The organism is Pseudomonas sp. UFMG81, assembly GCF_015354575.1.
In the GTDB taxonomy this organism is placed as follows: Bacteria; Pseudomonadota; Gammaproteobacteria; order Pseudomonadales; family Pseudomonadaceae; genus Aquipseudomonas.
Map to the genome: position 1 here is coordinate 254,794 of NZ_JACAFQ010000011.1, position 15,024 is coordinate 269,817.

At 64.1% G+C, this 15,024-nt stretch carries 17 protein-coding genes and 1 other RNA gene; 7 read left to right on the forward strand and 11 right to left on the reverse strand.

Annotated features, from left to right (window positions below):
- Positions 1 to 3: 3 nt before the first annotated feature.
- Genes IX761_RS11485 through IX761_RS11500 form a run of 4 tightly spaced genes read right to left on the reverse strand, consistent with a single transcriptional unit; the run spans position 4 to position 3,592 of the window.
- Positions 4 to 486, reverse strand: a complete 483-nt coding sequence (locus IX761_RS11485) for a DUF4442 domain-containing protein (RefSeq protein WP_194789701.1) — start codon at positions 484 to 486, stop codon at positions 4 to 6.
- Positions 483 to 1,682 carry a 2-octaprenyl-6-methoxyphenyl hydroxylase gene (gene ubiH, locus IX761_RS11490; RefSeq protein ID WP_194789702.1) on the reverse strand — a complete coding sequence of 400 codons (1,200 nt, stop codon included), beginning with the start codon at positions 1,680 to 1,682 and terminating at the stop codon, positions 483 to 485. Before ubiH ends, IX761_RS11485 begins: the two co-directional genes overlap by 4 nt.
- Entirely contained in the window at positions 1,679 to 3,013 is a 1,335-nt protein-coding gene (gene pepP, locus IX761_RS11495; protein ID WP_194789703.1) for a Xaa-Pro aminopeptidase, read from the reverse strand. Before pepP ends, ubiH begins: the two co-directional genes overlap by 4 nt.
- 21 nt (positions 3,014 to 3,034) lie before the next feature.
- Positions 3,035 to 3,592 (reverse strand): YecA family protein, encoded by a 558-nt coding sequence (locus tag IX761_RS11500; protein ID WP_194789704.1) that lies wholly within the window; start codon positions 3,590 to 3,592, stop codon positions 3,035 to 3,037.
- Between the two features lie 146 nt (positions 3,593 to 3,738).
- On the opposite strand from IX761_RS11500, the gene IX761_RS11505 reads away from it, so the two are divergent.
- The 4 genes from IX761_RS11505 to IX761_RS11520 all read left to right on the forward strand — a co-directional run bounded on the left by IX761_RS11505 (position 3,739) and on the right by IX761_RS11520 (position 5,143).
- Positions 3,739 to 3,948, forward strand: coding sequence for a TIGR02449 family protein (locus IX761_RS11505; RefSeq protein ID WP_194789705.1), 210 nt, complete (start codon positions 3,739 to 3,741; stop codon positions 3,946 to 3,948).
- Positions 3,945 to 4,262, forward strand: coding sequence for a cell division protein ZapA (locus IX761_RS11510; RefSeq protein ID WP_194789706.1), 318 nt, complete (start codon positions 3,945 to 3,947; stop codon positions 4,260 to 4,262). Before IX761_RS11505 ends, IX761_RS11510 begins: the two co-directional genes overlap by 4 nt.
- Positions 4,263 to 4,279: 17 nt before the next feature.
- Positions 4,280 to 4,459: non-coding RNA, 6S RNA (gene ssrS, locus IX761_RS11515), on the forward strand.
- Positions 4,460 to 4,534: 75 nt separating this feature from the next.
- Entirely contained in the window at positions 4,535 to 5,143 is a 609-nt protein-coding gene (locus tag IX761_RS11520; protein ID WP_194789707.1) for a 5-formyltetrahydrofolate cyclo-ligase, read from the forward strand.
- 19 nt (positions 5,144 to 5,162) lie between these two features.
- Here IX761_RS11520 and IX761_RS11525 read toward each other — a convergent pair whose 3' ends face one another.
- Positions 5,163 to 5,318, reverse strand: a complete 156-nt coding sequence (locus IX761_RS11525) for a hypothetical protein (protein WP_194789708.1) — start codon at positions 5,316 to 5,318, stop codon at positions 5,163 to 5,165.
- A gap of 177 nt (positions 5,319 to 5,495) precedes the next feature.
- On the opposite strand from IX761_RS11525, the gene IX761_RS11530 reads away from it, so the two are divergent.
- The gene (locus IX761_RS11530) at positions 5,496 to 5,948 is read left to right on the forward strand and encodes an EVE domain-containing protein (protein WP_194789709.1); all 453 of its coding nucleotides are present in this window, start codon (positions 5,496 to 5,498) and stop codon (positions 5,946 to 5,948) included.
- A 15-nt stretch (positions 5,949 to 5,963) separates the two neighbouring features.
- Here IX761_RS11530 and IX761_RS11535 read toward each other — a convergent pair whose 3' ends face one another.
- Complete coding sequence (locus IX761_RS11535) at positions 5,964 to 6,365, reverse strand: flagellar basal body-associated protein FliL (RefSeq protein ID WP_194789710.1); 402 nt, start codon at positions 6,363 to 6,365, stop codon at positions 5,964 to 5,966.
- Between the two features lie 157 nt (positions 6,366 to 6,522).
- Between IX761_RS11535 and IX761_RS11540 the strand changes: the two genes are divergently transcribed.
- Positions 6,523 to 7,500 (forward strand): NADPH:quinone oxidoreductase family protein, encoded by a 978-nt coding sequence (locus IX761_RS11540; protein ID WP_194789711.1) that lies wholly within the window; start codon positions 6,523 to 6,525, stop codon positions 7,498 to 7,500.
- Between the two features lie 109 nt (positions 7,501 to 7,609).
- On the opposite strand, the gene IX761_RS11545 is transcribed toward IX761_RS11540, so the two are convergent.
- From IX761_RS11545 to trxA, 5 genes are all read right to left on the reverse strand, one after another.
- Positions 7,610 to 8,260 (reverse strand): gamma-glutamylcyclotransferase, encoded by a 651-nt coding sequence (locus IX761_RS11545; protein ID WP_194789712.1) that lies wholly within the window; start codon positions 8,258 to 8,260, stop codon positions 7,610 to 7,612.
- Positions 8,261 to 8,594: 334 nt separating this feature from the next.
- Positions 8,595 to 9,563, reverse strand: coding sequence for a CDP-6-deoxy-delta-3,4-glucoseen reductase (locus tag IX761_RS11550; RefSeq protein WP_194789713.1), 969 nt, complete (start codon positions 9,561 to 9,563; stop codon positions 8,595 to 8,597).
- On the reverse strand, positions 9,563 to 11,029 hold the full coding sequence (ubiD, locus tag IX761_RS11555) for a 4-hydroxy-3-polyprenylbenzoate decarboxylase (RefSeq protein ID WP_194789714.1): 1,467 nt from the start codon (positions 11,027 to 11,029) through the stop codon (positions 9,563 to 9,565). The genes IX761_RS11550 and ubiD overlap by 1 nt, the downstream gene beginning before the upstream one ends.
- 203 nt (positions 11,030 to 11,232) lie before the next feature.
- On the reverse strand, positions 11,233 to 12,492 hold the full coding sequence (rho, locus tag IX761_RS11560; RefSeq protein WP_011536308.1) for a transcription termination factor Rho: 1,260 nt from the start codon (positions 12,490 to 12,492) through the stop codon (positions 11,233 to 11,235).
- Between the two features lie 339 nt (positions 12,493 to 12,831).
- Positions 12,832 to 13,161: a thioredoxin TrxA gene (gene trxA, locus IX761_RS11565; protein WP_194789715.1), complete on the reverse strand. Its 330-nt coding sequence runs from the start codon at positions 13,159 to 13,161 to the stop codon at positions 12,832 to 12,834.
- A 243-nt stretch (positions 13,162 to 13,404) separates the two neighbouring features.
- On the opposite strand from trxA, the gene ppx reads away from it, so the two are divergent.
- Positions 13,405 to 14,907 carry an exopolyphosphatase gene (gene ppx, locus IX761_RS11570; protein ID WP_194789716.1) on the forward strand — a complete coding sequence of 501 codons (1,503 nt, stop codon included), beginning with the start codon at positions 13,405 to 13,407 and terminating at the stop codon, positions 14,905 to 14,907.
- The last annotated feature ends 117 nt before the right edge of the window (positions 14,908 to 15,024 follow it).

Here is a 15,024-nt window from a genome sequence, read left to right on the forward strand (position 1 = left end):
GCCTTACGCCTGCCTCGCTTGCGGCTTGAGCCGCACGTATAGGGTTTTGTCGACCCGCGCCACCAGTTCACCGGCGCCGTCGCGGATCTCCACCTGCAACCGGGGCAGGTACTTCTTGCCGCTGGCGGTCTGCTGGCGAATCTCGTCCAGCAGCGCGTCGTCGACGTGGAATTCGGCATACACCGGGCCTTTGCCCGGCGAGATGAAATCGATGCTGGCGGCCTTGTCCCAGACGATGTATTCGCGCCCCAGCCGCTCGATCAGCAAGAGCATATAGAAGGGGTCGACCATCGCGTACAGGCTGCCGCCGAACTGGGTGCCGACGTAGTTGCGATTCCACCGCGTCAGCTTCATGCGCACCTTGACCGTGCGCATGTCGGGGCTGATTTCCTGGATGTGGATGCCGGCGCCGAGGTACGGCGGGTAGAGGTTCAACATCCAGCGCAACATCCGGGCCCGGCGCGCGAGCCTGCGTGGGTCGCTCATGCGCGGCCTCGCGGATCGGGGCGGGTGCCCAGGCCCATGGCCTGGCGGGCGAACCAGCGTTTCGCCGGGGGCAGCAGGTCCAGGCCGAGCAGGCCGATGTTGCGCCCGGCCGCCAGCAGCGGCTGGTTGCTGCCGAACAGGCGAGTGACCTGGTCGGAGAAGCCGATGGTCAGCGCCTGGTCGAGGCGCTGGCGCTGGTGATACACCTGCAGCGTGGCCAGGTCGCCGGGTTGCTGCGGGCCGGCCAGTAGCGCCTCGGCCAGCGCCTGCACGTCACGCAGCGACAGGTTGAAGCCCTGGCCGGCGATCGGGTGCAGGCTGTGGGCGGCATTGCCGAGCACCACCAGGTGCGGGCGTACCTGCTCTTCGGCCTCGACCAGCGCCAGCGGATAGAGGTGCCGGGCACCGACCTGGCGCAGGGCGCCGAGGCGGTAGCCGAAGGCATCCTGCAGCTCGCGCAGGAAGCTGCGCTCGTCGAGCTCGGCCAGGCGCCGGGCGTCCATGCCCTGGCGGGTCCAGACCAGTGCGCAACGGTTGTCCGGCAGCGGCAGCAAGGCCATCGGGCCCTGTTCGGTGAAACGCTCGAAGGCCTGGCCGGCATGGGCCTCGCCCGGGGTGATGTTGGCGATCAGCGCGCTCTGGTCATAGGGGGTGCTGCGCACATGGATGCCCAGTTGTTCGCGCAGGCCGGAGCGGCCGCCGTCGGCCAGCACCGCCAGGTCGCACTCCAGCGAGGTGTCGTCGTCCAGTTGCAGGCGGTAGCCACCGGCGATGGGCTGCAAGGCCCTCACTTCAGCCGGGCAGCGCCAGCTCACCACCTCGTGGTCGATGGCCTGCCACAGGCACTGGCCGAGCCAGGCGTTCTCCACCACATAGCCGAGCGCCGGTACGCCTTCTTCCAGCGCATCCAGGCGGGTGGCGCCGAAGCGGCCGCGGTCGGACACCTGGATCTGGCGGATGGGCTCGGCGCGGCGGCTGATGGTCTGCCACAGCCCCAGCTGTTCGTAGATCTGCCGGGTGCCGTAGGACAGCGCCGAAGAGCGTGCGTCGTAGCTGGGCTGGAAACTGTCGCCCGGGGCGAACGGCTCGATCAGCAGGATCTTCCAGCCGCGGGCCTTGGCCCCGGCCTGCAGCGTGAGGGCCAGGCTGGCGCCGACCAGGCCGCCGCCGATGATCGCCAGGTTCACCCGGTTCATGCGGCGTCCTTGCGGGCAGCGAGCATCAGCGCCTCGATCTCGGCGATGGTCCTTGGTACGCCAGAGGTGAGGATTTCACAACCTTGCTTGGTGACCACCACGTCATCCTCGATCCTGATGCCGATGCCGCGCCATTTCTTCGCGACGTTCTGGTTGTCGGCGGCAATGTAGATGCCGGGCTCGACGGTCAGCGCCATGCCCGGTTCGAGCACGCGCCACTGGCCGCCAACCTTGTATTCGCCCACGTCGTGCACGTCCATGCCCAGCCAGTGCCCGGCGCGGTGCATGTAGAAGGCGCGGTAGGCCTCGCTGTCGATCAACGCCTGTACCTCACCTTTGAGCAGGCCCAGTTCCACCAGGCCTTCGGTGATGACCCGCACGGTCGCCTCGTGGGCGTGGTTCCAGTGCTTGCCCGGGGCGATCTCGTCAAAAGCCGCCTGCTGGGCCTTGAGCACCAGCTCGTAGATGGCCTTTTGCTCCGGCGAAAAGCGCCCGCTGACCGGGAAAGTGCGGGTGATGTCGCTGGCGTAGCAGTCGATCTCGCAACCGGCGTCGATCAGCACCAGGTCACCGTCCTTGAGCGGCGCGTCGTTCTGTTGGTAATGCAGGATGCAGCCATTGCGCCCGGCGGCGACGATCGAGCCGTAGGCCGGCATCTTCGCCCCGCCCTTGCGGAATTCGTAGTCGAGCTCGGCTTCCAGGCTGTATTCGTGCAGCCCGGCGCGGCAGGCCTGCATCGCCCGGACGTGGGCACGCGCGGAGATGGCCGCGGCCTCGCGCATTACCTTCACTTCCGCCGCCGATTTATACAGGCGCATGTCGTGCAGCAGGTGATCCAGGGCAACGAATTCGTTCGGCGGCTGCGCGCCCAGGCGGGCCTTGGAGCGAATCACGTTGATCCAGTCCATCAGCCGACGGTCGAACTCCGGGTTGCTGCCCATGGCGCTGTAGACCCGCTCGCGGCCTTCGATCAGGCCAGGGAGGATCTCGTCGATGTCGGTGATGGGGAAGGCGTCGTCGGCGCCGAAGTCGCGCATCGCGCCATCCTGGCCGGCACGCAGGCCTTCCCACTGTTCGCGTTCAGGGTTGCGCTCGCGGCAGAACAAGACGTACTCGCCGTGCTCACGGCCGGGGATCAGGGCGATCACCGCCTCGGGCTCAGGGAAACCGCTCAGGTACTGGAAGTCGCTGTCCTGGCGATAGACATGCTCGACGTCGCGGTTGCGGATGGCGACCGCGGCGGCGGGCAGGATGGCGATGCTGTTGGGGACCATCTGCGCCATCAGCGCCTTGCGCCGACGGGCGTACTCCGCCTTGGGTATGTGGCTCATGGGCAAACGACCCCGATCAGATCAGTGCAGCGATGGCTTGGGCGCGGGCGCTTCTGGCTTGGCCAGCTCCGAGAACAGCAGCAGGGGGGCGACGCGCAGGTACTCCATGACTTCCATGTAGTCGTTCTCGCCGTCCTCGGACTCTTCCAGCGCTTCCTGGACTTGCGAGATGGCGACCAGGTCCTGGAGCACTTCCTTGGCTTCGGTGGACAGGTCCTTGCCGCCGGCGTTCAAACCGAAACCGGTAATGAAGCCTTGGCACCACTGACCCATCGCGGTGGCGCGGTCGCTCAGCGCGGCGTCATCGGAAGGCAGCAGCAGGACGATAGTGACGTCTGCTTCGCCGGTCAGCTCGGCCTTGACCATCTGTTGCAGGCCGACCAGCGCGTTGCGCACGGTGTCGCCAGGTTCGGTCTCGAGCAGTTGGGCGGCGTCGGCCAGCCAACCATCGGCATCGAAGCCGGCACCGGCGCAGCTGCGGCCGATCAGCAGGCCATGCAGTTCGGCGGGGGTGACTGGGTGGCCATTGCTGGACAGCAGCATGGCGAAGGCGACATAGGGCGATTGGGTATTGGGCATGGGCAGCTAGGCGCCAGACGGCGCAATGTCTAGAATGAAGACCTCGTATCCTAGCACCGGCAGGCGTCCCACGACCATCAGCACTGGCCGTCTCGCCCCAAGGGCAGGCATGATCGTCAGGTGAGTCAAGCAAGCGAGTGCAAACCATGCAAGAGAACGACCTGCAAGCGTTGATGAGCCGGTTCGAGCTGCTGATCGCGCGTGTCGAGCAACTAAAACGGCAAAACGCACTCTTAACAGCTCAGGAAAAATCCTGGCGCGAGGAGCGCGCCCACCTGATCGAAAAGAACGAGATCGCCAAACGCAAGATCGAATCGATGATCCTGCGCCTCAAGGCCCTGGAGCAAGACTCATGAGTTCAAGCAATAGCGTCACCGTGCAGATCCTCGACAAGGAATACTCGATCATCTGCCCACCCGAGGAGCGCAACAACCTGGTGGGGGCGGCCCGTTATCTCGACGGCAAGATGCGCGAGATCCGCAGCAGCGGCAAGGTGATCGGTGCCGACCGCATCGCCGTGATGGCCGCGCTGAACATCACCCACGAGCTGCTGCACCGCCAGGACCGCCCGGAAGTCGCCAGCGGCGGCGCCACCCGCGAACAGGTGCGCGACCTGCTGGAACGGGTCGACCAGGCCCTGTCCGACGATCCGGTTAGCAAAAACGATTGAGATTGGTATACTGGCGCCACTCCCTGGGGGATGCGCCAGTCGGTTATGTCCCTGAGCCGATACGCACAACCACGGGGGTTGCACGCTGGGGCCGGTGTGCATGTCCGCCCGACGGAAAGCCTTAACGCCCCCTGCAATCTCCACCTTGAACTTTCGGGTTCAAGGGCTACACCGATAGCGGTCTTGTCGGGGAGCCTGATTTCAATGCCCGCCTCCTCTGGCGGGCATTTTCGTTTTGGCCGCCTGAACAACCTTACGGGATCACTCGCGCCATGACCGACACCGCACCACTGACCCGCCCCCAACTACGCCGCCTGCTGCGCGATGCCCGCCGCTCATTGACGCCCGCCCAGCAGCAACAGGCCGCCCTTGGCCTGTATCGCCAGCTGGCACAACACCCATTGTTCCGCCGCGCCAGGCATATCGCCCTGTACCTGCCCAACGACGGCGAGATCGACCCGCGCCTGCTGTTGCGCGAGGCGCACAAGCGCGGCAAACGCGTCTACCTGCCAGTGCTGCACGCCTGGCCGCGCACGCGCATGGTGTTCCAGCGTTTCGAGGCGGGCGAAAAATTGCGCCCCAACCGGTTCCGCATCCCGGAACCGCTGATCGAGCGCAAGCGCCAACGGCCGATCTGGGCACTGGATCTGATCCTGCTGCCGTTGGTCGGTTTCGATGAGGTGGGGGGGCGCTTGGGCATGGGCGGTGGCTTCTACGACCGCAGCCTGGCCTATCAAGGCCGGCGCAAGGCCTGGAAGAAACCATTGCTGCTAGGGCTGGCGCATGAATGCCAGAAGGTCGAACGACTGGCGCAGGCCAGTTGGGATGTGCCGCTGCGGGGGACGGTCTCGGACCGCGGCTGGTACTTGGCGCCGAAGTGAACGGGCGCTGAAACGGGGCTCAGCGGTGCTGCTGTTGCGCAGCGTCCACCGGGGCCTGTTGATAGGCGGCGTCCAGCTTGCGCTCCCAGAAACCCTGGGCGTAACCGGTGGTGACCACGCCCAGACCGAAGATGAAGGCCAGGATCCAGAGCAGGTCCGGTTTACGTTGTTTCATCGAATGCCCCCCAGGCATACAGTCCAAGGCTCGGTGGCTTTCTTGATGGCCGCCGGAGCGTCTAACTTTAAAATCGGCGCATTTTCCGCCAACGTGAGCCCACACGCAAACGTTGACGCCAACCGACTGTCGGTTTGATGCAACGAGTTATTTCAAACTCTTTCAGGAGCGACATCCATGGCCTATTGGCTGATGAAATCCGAGCCCGACGAGCTCTCGATCGAAGCCTTGGCACGCCTGGGCAGCGCGCGTTGGGACGGGGTACGCAACTACCAGGCGCGCAATTTCCTGCGGACCATGAGCGTCGGCGATGAGTTCTTCTTCTACCACTCCAGCTGCCCGCAACCGGGCATTGCCGGTATCGCCCGGATCAGCGCGGCCGCCTACCCGGACCCCACCGCGCTGGACCCCGAAAGCCACTATTTCGACGCCAAGGCCAACCTGGAGAAGAACCCGTGGAGCGCGGTGGATGTGGCCCACGTGCAGACCTTCCGCCAGGTGCTCGGCCTTGGCCTGCTCAAGCAACAGGCGGCACTGGAAGAACTGCCGCTGGTGCAAAAAGGTAGCCGCCTGTCGGTGATGCCGGTCAGCGAGGCCCAATGGGCGGCAATCGTCGCGCTGGCCCGTTGACCGCGGCGCCGTCGATCACTGCACGATCAGGTTGTTGAACAGCAGGTCCTCGACGATCGGCTTGCCCTCTTCGGACTCCATCACCTGCTGCACTTGCTTCAGGGCTTCCTGGCGCAGTTTCTCCTTGGCCTCGACGTTGCTCATGTTGTCCACGCCCTGCTGGGTGAACAGCGCCACCAACTGGTTGCGAATCAGCGGCTCGTGGTGCTTGACCGCGGCGGCGGCGGCATCGCCGGTCACGCGCAGGGCAACGTCGGCCTTGAACACACGCAGCTTGGGGTTGCCGTCGAGGGCATAGTTGCCGACGAAGGGCGGGCTCAGGCTGATATAGGCGACCTTGGGTTCACCTTCCTTCTCCTCGGCCATGGCCGCCGCTGGCAGCATCAGGGCCAGCACCATCAAGATCAACGCTTTCACCAATTCGCTCCTCAATACAGTTGGCGCCAGCTTACCCAGCGCGCCAGCCAAACCCAAGCCCGAGCTTATGCAGGCTTATCAGGGCGGGCCATGCTCGTTGACCCCAGGGGCCGCACTCCTACACTTATCGGCCACCACACGCAAAGGAATAGCCCTGATGAAAGCCTTGTTGTGCAAAGCCCTGGGCCCGGCGCGGGACCTGGCCCTGGAAGAGGTCGCCGCACCTGCACCCAAGAAGAACGAAGTGCTCATCGACGTGCATGCCGCCGGGGTCAACTTCCCCGACACCCTGATCATCGAGGGTAAATACCAGTTCCAGCCACCGTTGCCGTTCTCGCCTGGCGGCGAGGCGGCGGGCGTGGTGGCCGCGGTCGGCGAGAAAGCCGGTGATTTCAAGGTGGGCGATCGGGTCATGGCCCTGACCGGCTGGGGCGCGTTCGCCGAGCAGGTGGCAGTGCCGTTCTACAACGTGCTGCCGATCCCGACAGGCATGGATTTCACCACCGCCGCGGCCTTCGGCATGACCTACGGCACCTCGATGCACGCACTGACCCAGCGCGGCCAGCTCAAGGCCGGCGAAACCCTGCTGGTGCTCGGCGCCTCCGGTGGCGTAGGGCTGGCGGCAGTGGAGATCGGCAAGGCCCTGGGCGCACGGGTGATCGCCGCGGCCAGCAGTGCCGAAAAGCTCGCGGTGGCCAAGGCTGCCGGCGCCGATGAGCTGATCGACTACAGCCAGGCCAGCCTGAAGGACGAGATCAAGCGCCTGACCGGCGGCCAGGGCGTGGACGTGGTGTACGACCCGGTTGGTGGCGCGCTGTTCGACCAGGCGGTGCGCGGGCTGGCCTGGAATGGCCGGTTGCTGGTGGTGGGGTTCGCCAGTGGCACGATCCCGCAGTTGCCAGTGAACCTGGCGCTACTCAAGGGCGCGGCGGTGATCGGGGTGTTCTGGGGGGCGTTCGCCCAGCGCCAGCCGCAGGACAATGCGGCCAACTTCCGCCAGCTGTTTGTCTGGCATGCCGAAGGCAAGCTCAAGCCGCTGGTGTCGCGGACTTATCCACTGGCCGAGGGCGGGGCGGCGATCGAGTGCCTGGCACAGCGCCAGGCGGTGGGCAAGTTGGTGGTGCTTGCTCGGTAGCCACATCGCGGGGCAAGCCCGCTCCCACAAGCATCACCATGCCCCTGTGGGAGCGGCGGTTCGCCGCTGCGATTTACCCGCGAAAGCGCCAGCACGGCAAACAGATCAATCAGACTTCACGCAGGTTGTGGCAGCGCCGGAACCGTGCCTCCAGGTTGCGATCGGGCATCTGGTGGCTGCGCAGGGCGTTGAGCGTCTGCTCCACGTATTCGCGGGTGGTGCCGTAGCGGCCCTTGGCGCTGGCCAGGATCTGGCTCAGCAGCGTGTCTGGCAGATTCCCCGCGTAGCACGGCAGGTGGCGTTCCAACACGAAACCCAACGCCTGCACCTTGCTGCCATCGGCCAGCCGGCAACTGAGCCAGTGCGGCCGATACGCCGGATAGGGCATCTCGCGCTGCCACAGGGCCATCAGCGAGTCTTCCAGGTTGCCCTCATCCAGCCGGTAGGCGAAGCCGCTGCACGAGCCACCTCGGTCGAGGCCGAACACCAGGCCCGGGCATTCCGGGGTGCCGCGGTGCTCGTGGGACCACAGGTAGAGCCCGCGGTGATAACCGTGCACCCGCGCCCGCTGGCGTTCGACCGAATTGCATTCCGGGCGCCAGATCAAGGAGCCGTAGGCAAACAACCAGACCGGGCCGCCAAGGTGTTGGGACATGGTGCGCTGCATCGAGTGCTGCAGTTGTTCGCGAGTGAGTTGCTGCCCGAAGTCGAGCGAGGGTGGATATGCCATGTGCCAGGAGAAACTTTCAAGTGTCGACATGGGCTGCCGCCAATATTTCCTGTGAACTACCAAAAAGCGCTTTTCGCTGTCTGTACCAACGCATTCGCGGGGCAAGCCCGCTCCCACGGAGTCTGTGCAGGCCTGTGGGAGCGGGCTTGCCCCGCGATTGGGCCTGGTGCCTAACCTAAGTCAGAATGGGCCAGACGCTCAAGCCTGATCATGAAGTTTCATTCAATCTTCCGCCGAACGGAAACAAGTATTCCGAGTATAGCGAAAGTTATTAACCTTCCCAGTAATAGTGTCGCCCTTATAATCGGCGCAACACTATTCGGTTATTTAACCCGACACGCCATTGCAGCGTGCCGGGTTTTATTCAACCGCGAGGCGCGTAGGCAAACACATCGGCGCGCATGCGGTGCGCGTCCATGCCGGCTTCGACCAAGGCATCGAGGGTGGCATACACCATGTTCGGCGAGCCGCTGGCATAAACGTGCACCTGGTTCAGGTCGCCGATGTCCTCGCACACCGCCTCGTGCAACAGGCCACAGCGCCCTTCCCAACCACACAGGTCGCTGACCACTTTGTGCAGGAACAGGTTGGGCAGCCGCTGCCACTCGGCCCAATGCTCGATTTCGTAGAACTCTTCAGGCCTGCGCACGCCCCAGTACAGATGCACCGGGTACTTGAAGCCCTGGGCGCGGCAGTGCTCGACCAGGCTGTGCATCTGGCCCATGCCGGTGCCGGCAGCGATCAGCACCAGCGGGCCCTCGGGCAGCTCGGCCAGGTGCGCATCGCCAAAGGGCAGCTCGATACGGGCGAGGCCATTGCGTTGCAGCTGCTTGATCAGCTGCACGGCGCTGTTGTCGCGCGCCAGCACATGCAGTTCGAGGTCACGCCCGCCGTGGGGGGCCGAGGCTAGCGAGAACGCGGCCTTGTCGCCGCCCTCGCGCTCGATCATCAGGTACTGCCCGGCGTGATAGCGCGGCAGCTTGCCGGCCGGTGCGCGCAGGCGCACGCGCCAGACATCGCCGCCAACCTCGACGCACTCGCTCACGGTGCAGGCCAGCTTGCGCACCGGTAGCTCACCCAAGGCCAGAACACCATCCCAGAGCACCACACAGTCCTCCAGCGGCTCGGCGATGCAGGTAAACAGCTCGCCATGGTCACGGATCACTCCGTCCTGGCGTATGCGCCCTTCCACCAACAGCGCGGCACACACATGGCAGTTGCCGTTACGGCAGCTGTTCGGGCAGTCGTAGCCCAGGCGCCGCGCCGCATCCAGAATCCTTTCGCCCGGTTCTACCGCCAGCACCGCGCCGGACGGCTGCAAGGTTACCTGCATCAATCTATTCCCAACTGATCCCACAGCTCATCGATACGGCGGGTAACGGCCTCGTCCTTGACGATGACACGGCCCCATTCGCGTGTAGTCTCGCCCGGCCATTTGTGCGTGGCGTCCAGGCCCATCTTCGACCCCAGCCCCGACACCGGCGACGCGAAGTCGAGGTAGTCGATGGGGGTGTTGTCGATCATCACCGTATCACGCTTGGGGTCCATGCGCGTGGTGATGGCCCAGATCACATCGTTCCAGTCGCGGGCGTTGATATCGTCGTCGGTGACAATAACGAACTTGGTGTACATGAACTGTCGCAGGAACGACCACACACCCAGCATCACGCGCTTGGCGTGGCCTGGATACTGCTTTTTCATGGTCACCACCGCCATGCGGTACGAGCAGCCTTCCGGTGGCAGGTAGAAGTCGACGATCTCGGGGAACTGCTTCTGCAGGATCGGCACGAACACTTCGTTCAGCGCCACGCCGAGGATCGCCGGCTCATCCGGCGGACGGCCGGTGTAGGTGCTGTGGTAGATCGGTTTCTGCCGGTGGGTGATGCGCTCGACGGTGAACACCGGGAAGCTGTCCACCTCGTTGTAGTAACCGGTGTGGTCACCGTAGGGGCCTTCCGGCGCCATCTCGCCCGGGTGGATGACACCCTCGAGGATGATCTCGGCGGTGGCCGGCACTTGCAGGTCGTTGCCACGGCATTTGACCAACTCGGTGCGGTTGCCACGCAGCAGGCCGGCGAAGGCGTATTCGGAGAGCGTGTCCGGGACGGGGGTCACGGCACCGAGGATGGTCGCAGGGTCGGCACCGAGGGCCACGGCCACCGGGAAAGGTTGGCCGGGGTGCTTCTGGCACCATTCGCGGTAGTCCAGGGCACCGCCACGGTGGCTCAGCCAGCGCATGATGACCTTGTTGCGGCCGATCACCTGCTGGCGGTAGATCCCCAGGTTCTGGCGATCCTTGTTCGGGCCACGGGTGACGGTCAGGCCCCAGGTGATCAGTGGCGCCACATCACCGGGCCAGCAATGCTGGATCGGCAGTTGCGACAGGTCGACATCGTCGCCCTCGACCACGATTTCCTGGCACACGGCATCCTTGACCACCTTTGGTGCCATGGACACGACCTTCTTGAAGATCGGCAGTTTCGACCAGGCATCCTTCAGCCCCTTCGGTGGCTCGGGTTCCTTGAGGAACGCCAGCAGCTTGCCGATTTCGCGCAGCTCTTCGGTGGATTCGGCGCCCATGCCCATGGCCACGCGCTCAGGGGTGCCGAACAGGTTGCCCAGTACCGGGATGTCGAAGCCGGTGGGTTTCTCGAACAGCAAGGCCGGGCCCTTGGCGCGCAGGGTGCGGTCGCAGACTTCGGTCATTTCCAGGATGGGGGAGATGGGAACCTGGATGCGCTTGAGTTCACCGCGCTGTTCCAGGCCGCGAATGAAGTCGCGCAAATCGCGATACTGCATGCAAAGGCCTCGTGTGGGGCATGTCGGTCGGGGGTGCAGAGTGTAGCGCCGTTGGCGGGGTAAAGGCCAAGAATGACTTGGGGCCGCTGCGCGGCCCATCGCGGCACAAGGCCGCTCCTACAGGGGAATGGGTAATCCTGTAGGAGCGGCCTTGTGCCGCGATGGGCTGCGCAGCAGCCCCAATCAATGTCGGCCTGAAACGCTTACTTGCGCTTCATCGACAGGAAGAACTCGTCGTTGGTCTTGGTCTGCTTGAGCTTGTCGACCAGGAACTCGATGGCGGCGATTTCATCCATCGGGTGCAGCAGCTTGCGCAGGATCCACATGCGCTGCAGTTCGTCGTCGGCGGTCAGCAGCTCTTCGCGGCGAGTACCGGACTTGTTGATGTTGATGGCCGGGAACACACGCTTCTCGGCGATGCGGCGGTCCAGCGGCAGCTCCATGTTGCCGGTACCCTTGAACTCTTCGTAGATCACCTCGTCCATCTTCGAGCCGGTTTCGACCAGCGCGGTGGCGATGATGGTCAGCGAACCGCCTTCCTCGATGTTACGGGCGGCACCGAAGAAGCGCTTCGGCTTCTCCAGGGCGTGGGCATCGACACCACCGGTCAGCACCTTGCCGGAGCTCGGGATCACGGTGTTGTAGGCACGGGCCAGACGGGTGATCGAGTCGAGCAGGATGACCACGTCCTTCTTGTGCTCGACCAGGCGCTTGGCCTTCTCGATGACCATTTCCGCTACCTGCACGTGGCGGGTCGGTGGTTCGTCGAAAGTCGAGGCGACCACTTCGCCGCGCACGGTGCGCTGCATCTCGGTCACTTCTTCCGGGCGCTCGTCGATCAGCAGGACGATCAGGTGGCACTCGGGGTTGTTGCGGGTGATGTTGGCCGCGATGTTCTGCAGCATGATCGTCTTACCGGCTTTTGGCGGTGCGACGATCAGGCCACGCTGGCCCTTGCCGATTGGAGCGCACAGGTCGATGACACGACCAGTGAGGTCTTCGGTGGAACCGTTGCCGGCTTCCATCTTCAGGCGCTTGTTCGGGAACAGCGGCGTCAGGTTTTCGAACAGGATCTTGTTCTTCGCGTTTTCCGGACGGTCGAAGTTGATCGTGTCGACCTTCAGCAGGGCGAAGTAACGCTCCCCTTCCTTCGGTGGGCGGATCTTGCCGACGATGGTGTCGCCGGTGCGCAGGTTGAAGCGACGGATCTGGCTGGGGGAGACGTAGATGTCGTCAGGGCCGGCCAGGTAAGAGGCATCCGCCGAGCGCAGGAAACCGAAACCATCCTGGAGAATCTCCAGCACGCCGTCACCCGAGATCTCTTCGCCGCTCTTCGCATGCTTTTTCAGCAGGGCGAAAATCACGTCCTGTTTGCGCGAACGGGCCATGTTTTCGATGCCCATCTGTTCGGCCATTTCCAAAAGATCGGTAATCGGCTTTTGCTTGAGTTCAGTCAGGTTCATAAGGGGAGTGACGTAATCATGTAAGAAGGGAGAATTAAGCATTGGCTTAATGAAGGCCGCGCCGCTAGATGGCGACAGGATCGCGTACTGATTCGAATTGGGATGCTTCGGCGACGGCGTGCAGAGGGCACTGAAAGAAGCAGTGCGAGGCCGAATGTAACACTTGCTTTTTTCGACGTCTAGTGGTCTTGCCTGTGGAAATCGAACCTTGTGGGAGCGGGTTTACCCGCGAAGACGGCCGTGGACTCACCTGCTCATTCGCGGGTAAACCCGCTCCTGCAAGGCTCACACTGTGCTTTCGGGCAAAAAAAAGCCCCGCATTTGCGGGGCCTTTTCACATCACAGGCTGGCGTCGAGGAACGCCTTGAGCTGCGACTTGGACAGTGCGCCGACCTTGGTGGCCTCGACGTTGCCGTTCTTGAACAGCATCAGCGTCGGGATGCCACGCACGCCGTGCTTGGCCGGGGTTTCCTGGTTTTCGTCGATGTTCAGCTTGGCGATGGTCACCTTGCCTTGGTATTCGGAAGCGATGTCGTCCAGCACCGGCGCGATCATCTTGCACGGGCCGCACCATTCAGCCCAGTAGTCGACCAGCACCGCGCCCTCGGCCTTCAGTACTTCGGCTTCGAAGCTGGCATCGGTGACGTGTTTGATAAGATCGCTGCTCATGGAAATCTCCAGGTCGTAAGCAAAAAAACGTGGCCCATCATAGCTGCACCCTGGCGTCACAGGAAGCCACAGACGATTGACTGTAACTATAGTTGTGCAAGACCCCACGAATCGAAACCGTCATGTCGCTGTCATAACATCATCCTGACATTGCCATGCATCAAAGCCTTGCAGTGCCGCGCGTTGGCGGATCGCCACGATCGTGGCACGATTGCCAGGTTAACGACCGAGAACCCCAAGACCATGCCGCATACCACCGCGAAGAACCTGTCCCTGATCGCCGCCATCGACCTGGGCTCCAACAGCTTCCATATGGTCGTGGCCAAGGCCCATCACACGGAAATCCGCATTCTTGAGCGGCTCGGGGAAAAGGTTCAGCTGGCTGCCGGCATCGATGACGAGCGCAGGCTCAGCGAAGAAGCCATGCAGCGCGGGCTCGAATGCCTCAAGCGCTTCGCCCAGCTGATCAACGGCATGCCCGCGGGCGCCGTGCGCATCGTCGGCACTAATGCCCTGCGCGAAGCGCGCAACCGCAACGAATTCATCCAGCGCGCCGAAGCCATTCTCGGCCATCCGGTCGAGGTGATCTCCGGCCGCGAAGAGGCGCGCCTGATCTACCTGGGTGTGTCGCATACCCTCGCCGACACCCCCGGCAAGCGCCTGGTCGCCGACATCGGCGGCGGCAGTACCGAATTCATCATTGGCCAGCGCTTCGAGCCATTGCTGCGCGAAAGCCTGCAGATGGGCTGTGTGAGCTTCACCCAGCGCTACTTCCGCGACGGCAAGGTCACGCCGGCGCGCTACGCCCAGGCCTACACCGCCGCGCGCCTGGAACTGATGAGCATCGAGAACGCCCTGCACCGCCTGACCTGGGACGAGGCCATCGGCTCGTCCGGCACCATCCGCGCCATCGGCGCGGCGATCAAGGCCGGTGGCCTGGGCAATGGCGAGGTCAACGCCGAAGGCCTGGCCTGGGTCAAGCGCAAGCTGTTCAAGCTCGGTGAAACCGACAAGATCGACTTCGACGGGGTCAAGCCCGACCGCCGGGCGATCTTCCCGGCGGGCCTGGCGATTCTCGAGGCGATCTTCGACGCGCTGGAGTTGGCGCGCATGGACCACTGCGACGGTGCGCTGCGCGAGGGCGTGCTGTTCGACTTGCTGGGCCGCCACCACCACGAAGACGTGCGCGAACGCACCCTCAATTCGCTGATGGAGCGCTACCACGTCGACCAAGGCCAGGCCGCGCGGGTCGAGCGCAAGGCGCTGCATGCCTTCGACCAGGTGGCCAAGGCGTGGGATCTTGAAGAAGGTAACTGGCGCGATCTGCTGGGATGGGCGGCGAAAATCCACGAAATCGGGTTGGATATTGCCCACTACCACTACCACAAGCACGGCGCCTACCTGATCGAGCACTCCGACCTGTCCGGCTTCTCCCGCGAAGACCAGCAGATGATGGCGCTGCTGGTACGCGGCCATCGCCGCAACATCCCCAAGGACAAGTTCGCCGAACTGGGCGAGGAAGGCACCAAGCTGCTGCGCCTGTGCGTGCTGCTGCGCTTCGCCATCCTGTTCCACCACATCCGCGGCACCCAGCAGATGCCCAAGGTGGAGCTGCAGGCCGGCGACAACAGCCTGGAAGTGGTATTCCCCAACGGCTGGCTGGAACAGAACCAACTGACCCAGGCCGACTTCGCCAACGAGGCGCAGTGGCTGGAGCGGGTCGGGTTCGTGCTCAGCGTGCGCTAAGGCGGCCTCATATACCGCGCGGAGCCCAAACTCCACGCGGCCTTGTGGGAGCGGGCTTGCCCGCGAAGCAGGCGCCGCGGTGGATGGCACCGGCTCTGCCGGTGTTCGCGGGCAAGC

Bases quoted from the DNA above. Each gene is read 5' to 3' on its own strand.
- IX761_RS11485 (WP_194789701.1), bottom strand. From the start codon at position 486: ATGAGCGACCCACGCAGGCTCGCGCGCCGGGCCCGGATGTTGCGCTGG.
- ubiH (WP_194789702.1), bottom strand. From the start codon at position 1,682: ATGAACCGGGTGAACCTGGCGATCATCGGCGGCGGCCTGGTCGGCGCC.
- pepP (WP_194789703.1), bottom strand. From the start codon at position 3,013: ATGAGCCACATACCCAAGGCGGAGTACGCCCGTCGGCGCAAGGCGCTG.
- IX761_RS11500 (WP_194789704.1), bottom strand. From the start codon at position 3,592: ATGCCCAATACCCAATCGCCCTATGTCGCCTTCGCCATGCTGCTGTCC.
- IX761_RS11505 (WP_194789705.1), top strand. From the start codon at position 3,739: ATGCAAGAGAACGACCTGCAAGCGTTGATGAGCCGGTTCGAGCTGCTG.
- IX761_RS11510 (WP_194789706.1), top strand. From the start codon at position 3,945: ATGAGTTCAAGCAATAGCGTCACCGTGCAGATCCTCGACAAGGAATAC.
- IX761_RS11520 (WP_194789707.1), top strand. From the start codon at position 4,535: ATGACCGACACCGCACCACTGACCCGCCCCCAACTACGCCGCCTGCTG.
- IX761_RS11525 (WP_194789708.1), bottom strand. From the start codon at position 5,318: ATGAAACAACGTAAACCGGACCTGCTCTGGATCCTGGCCTTCATCTTC.
- IX761_RS11530 (WP_194789709.1), top strand. From the start codon at position 5,496: ATGGCCTATTGGCTGATGAAATCCGAGCCCGACGAGCTCTCGATCGAA.
- IX761_RS11540 (WP_194789711.1), top strand. From the start codon at position 6,523: ATGAAAGCCTTGTTGTGCAAAGCCCTGGGCCCGGCGCGGGACCTGGCC.
- IX761_RS11545 (WP_194789712.1), bottom strand. From the start codon at position 8,260: ATGTCGACACTTGAAAGTTTCTCCTGGCACATGGCATATCCACCCTCG.
- IX761_RS11550 (WP_194789713.1), bottom strand. From the start codon at position 9,563: ATGCAGGTAACCTTGCAGCCGTCCGGCGCGGTGCTGGCGGTAGAACCG.
- ubiD (WP_194789714.1), bottom strand. From the start codon at position 11,029: ATGCAGTATCGCGATTTGCGCGACTTCATTCGCGGCCTGGAACAGCGC.
- rho (WP_011536308.1), bottom strand. From the start codon at position 12,492: ATGAACCTGACTGAACTCAAGCAAAAGCCGATTACCGATCTTTTGGAA.
- trxA (WP_194789715.1), bottom strand. From the start codon at position 13,161: ATGAGCAGCGATCTTATCAAACACGTCACCGATGCCAGCTTCGAAGCC.
- ppx (WP_194789716.1), top strand. From the start codon at position 13,405: ATGCCGCATACCACCGCGAAGAACCTGTCCCTGATCGCCGCCATCGAC.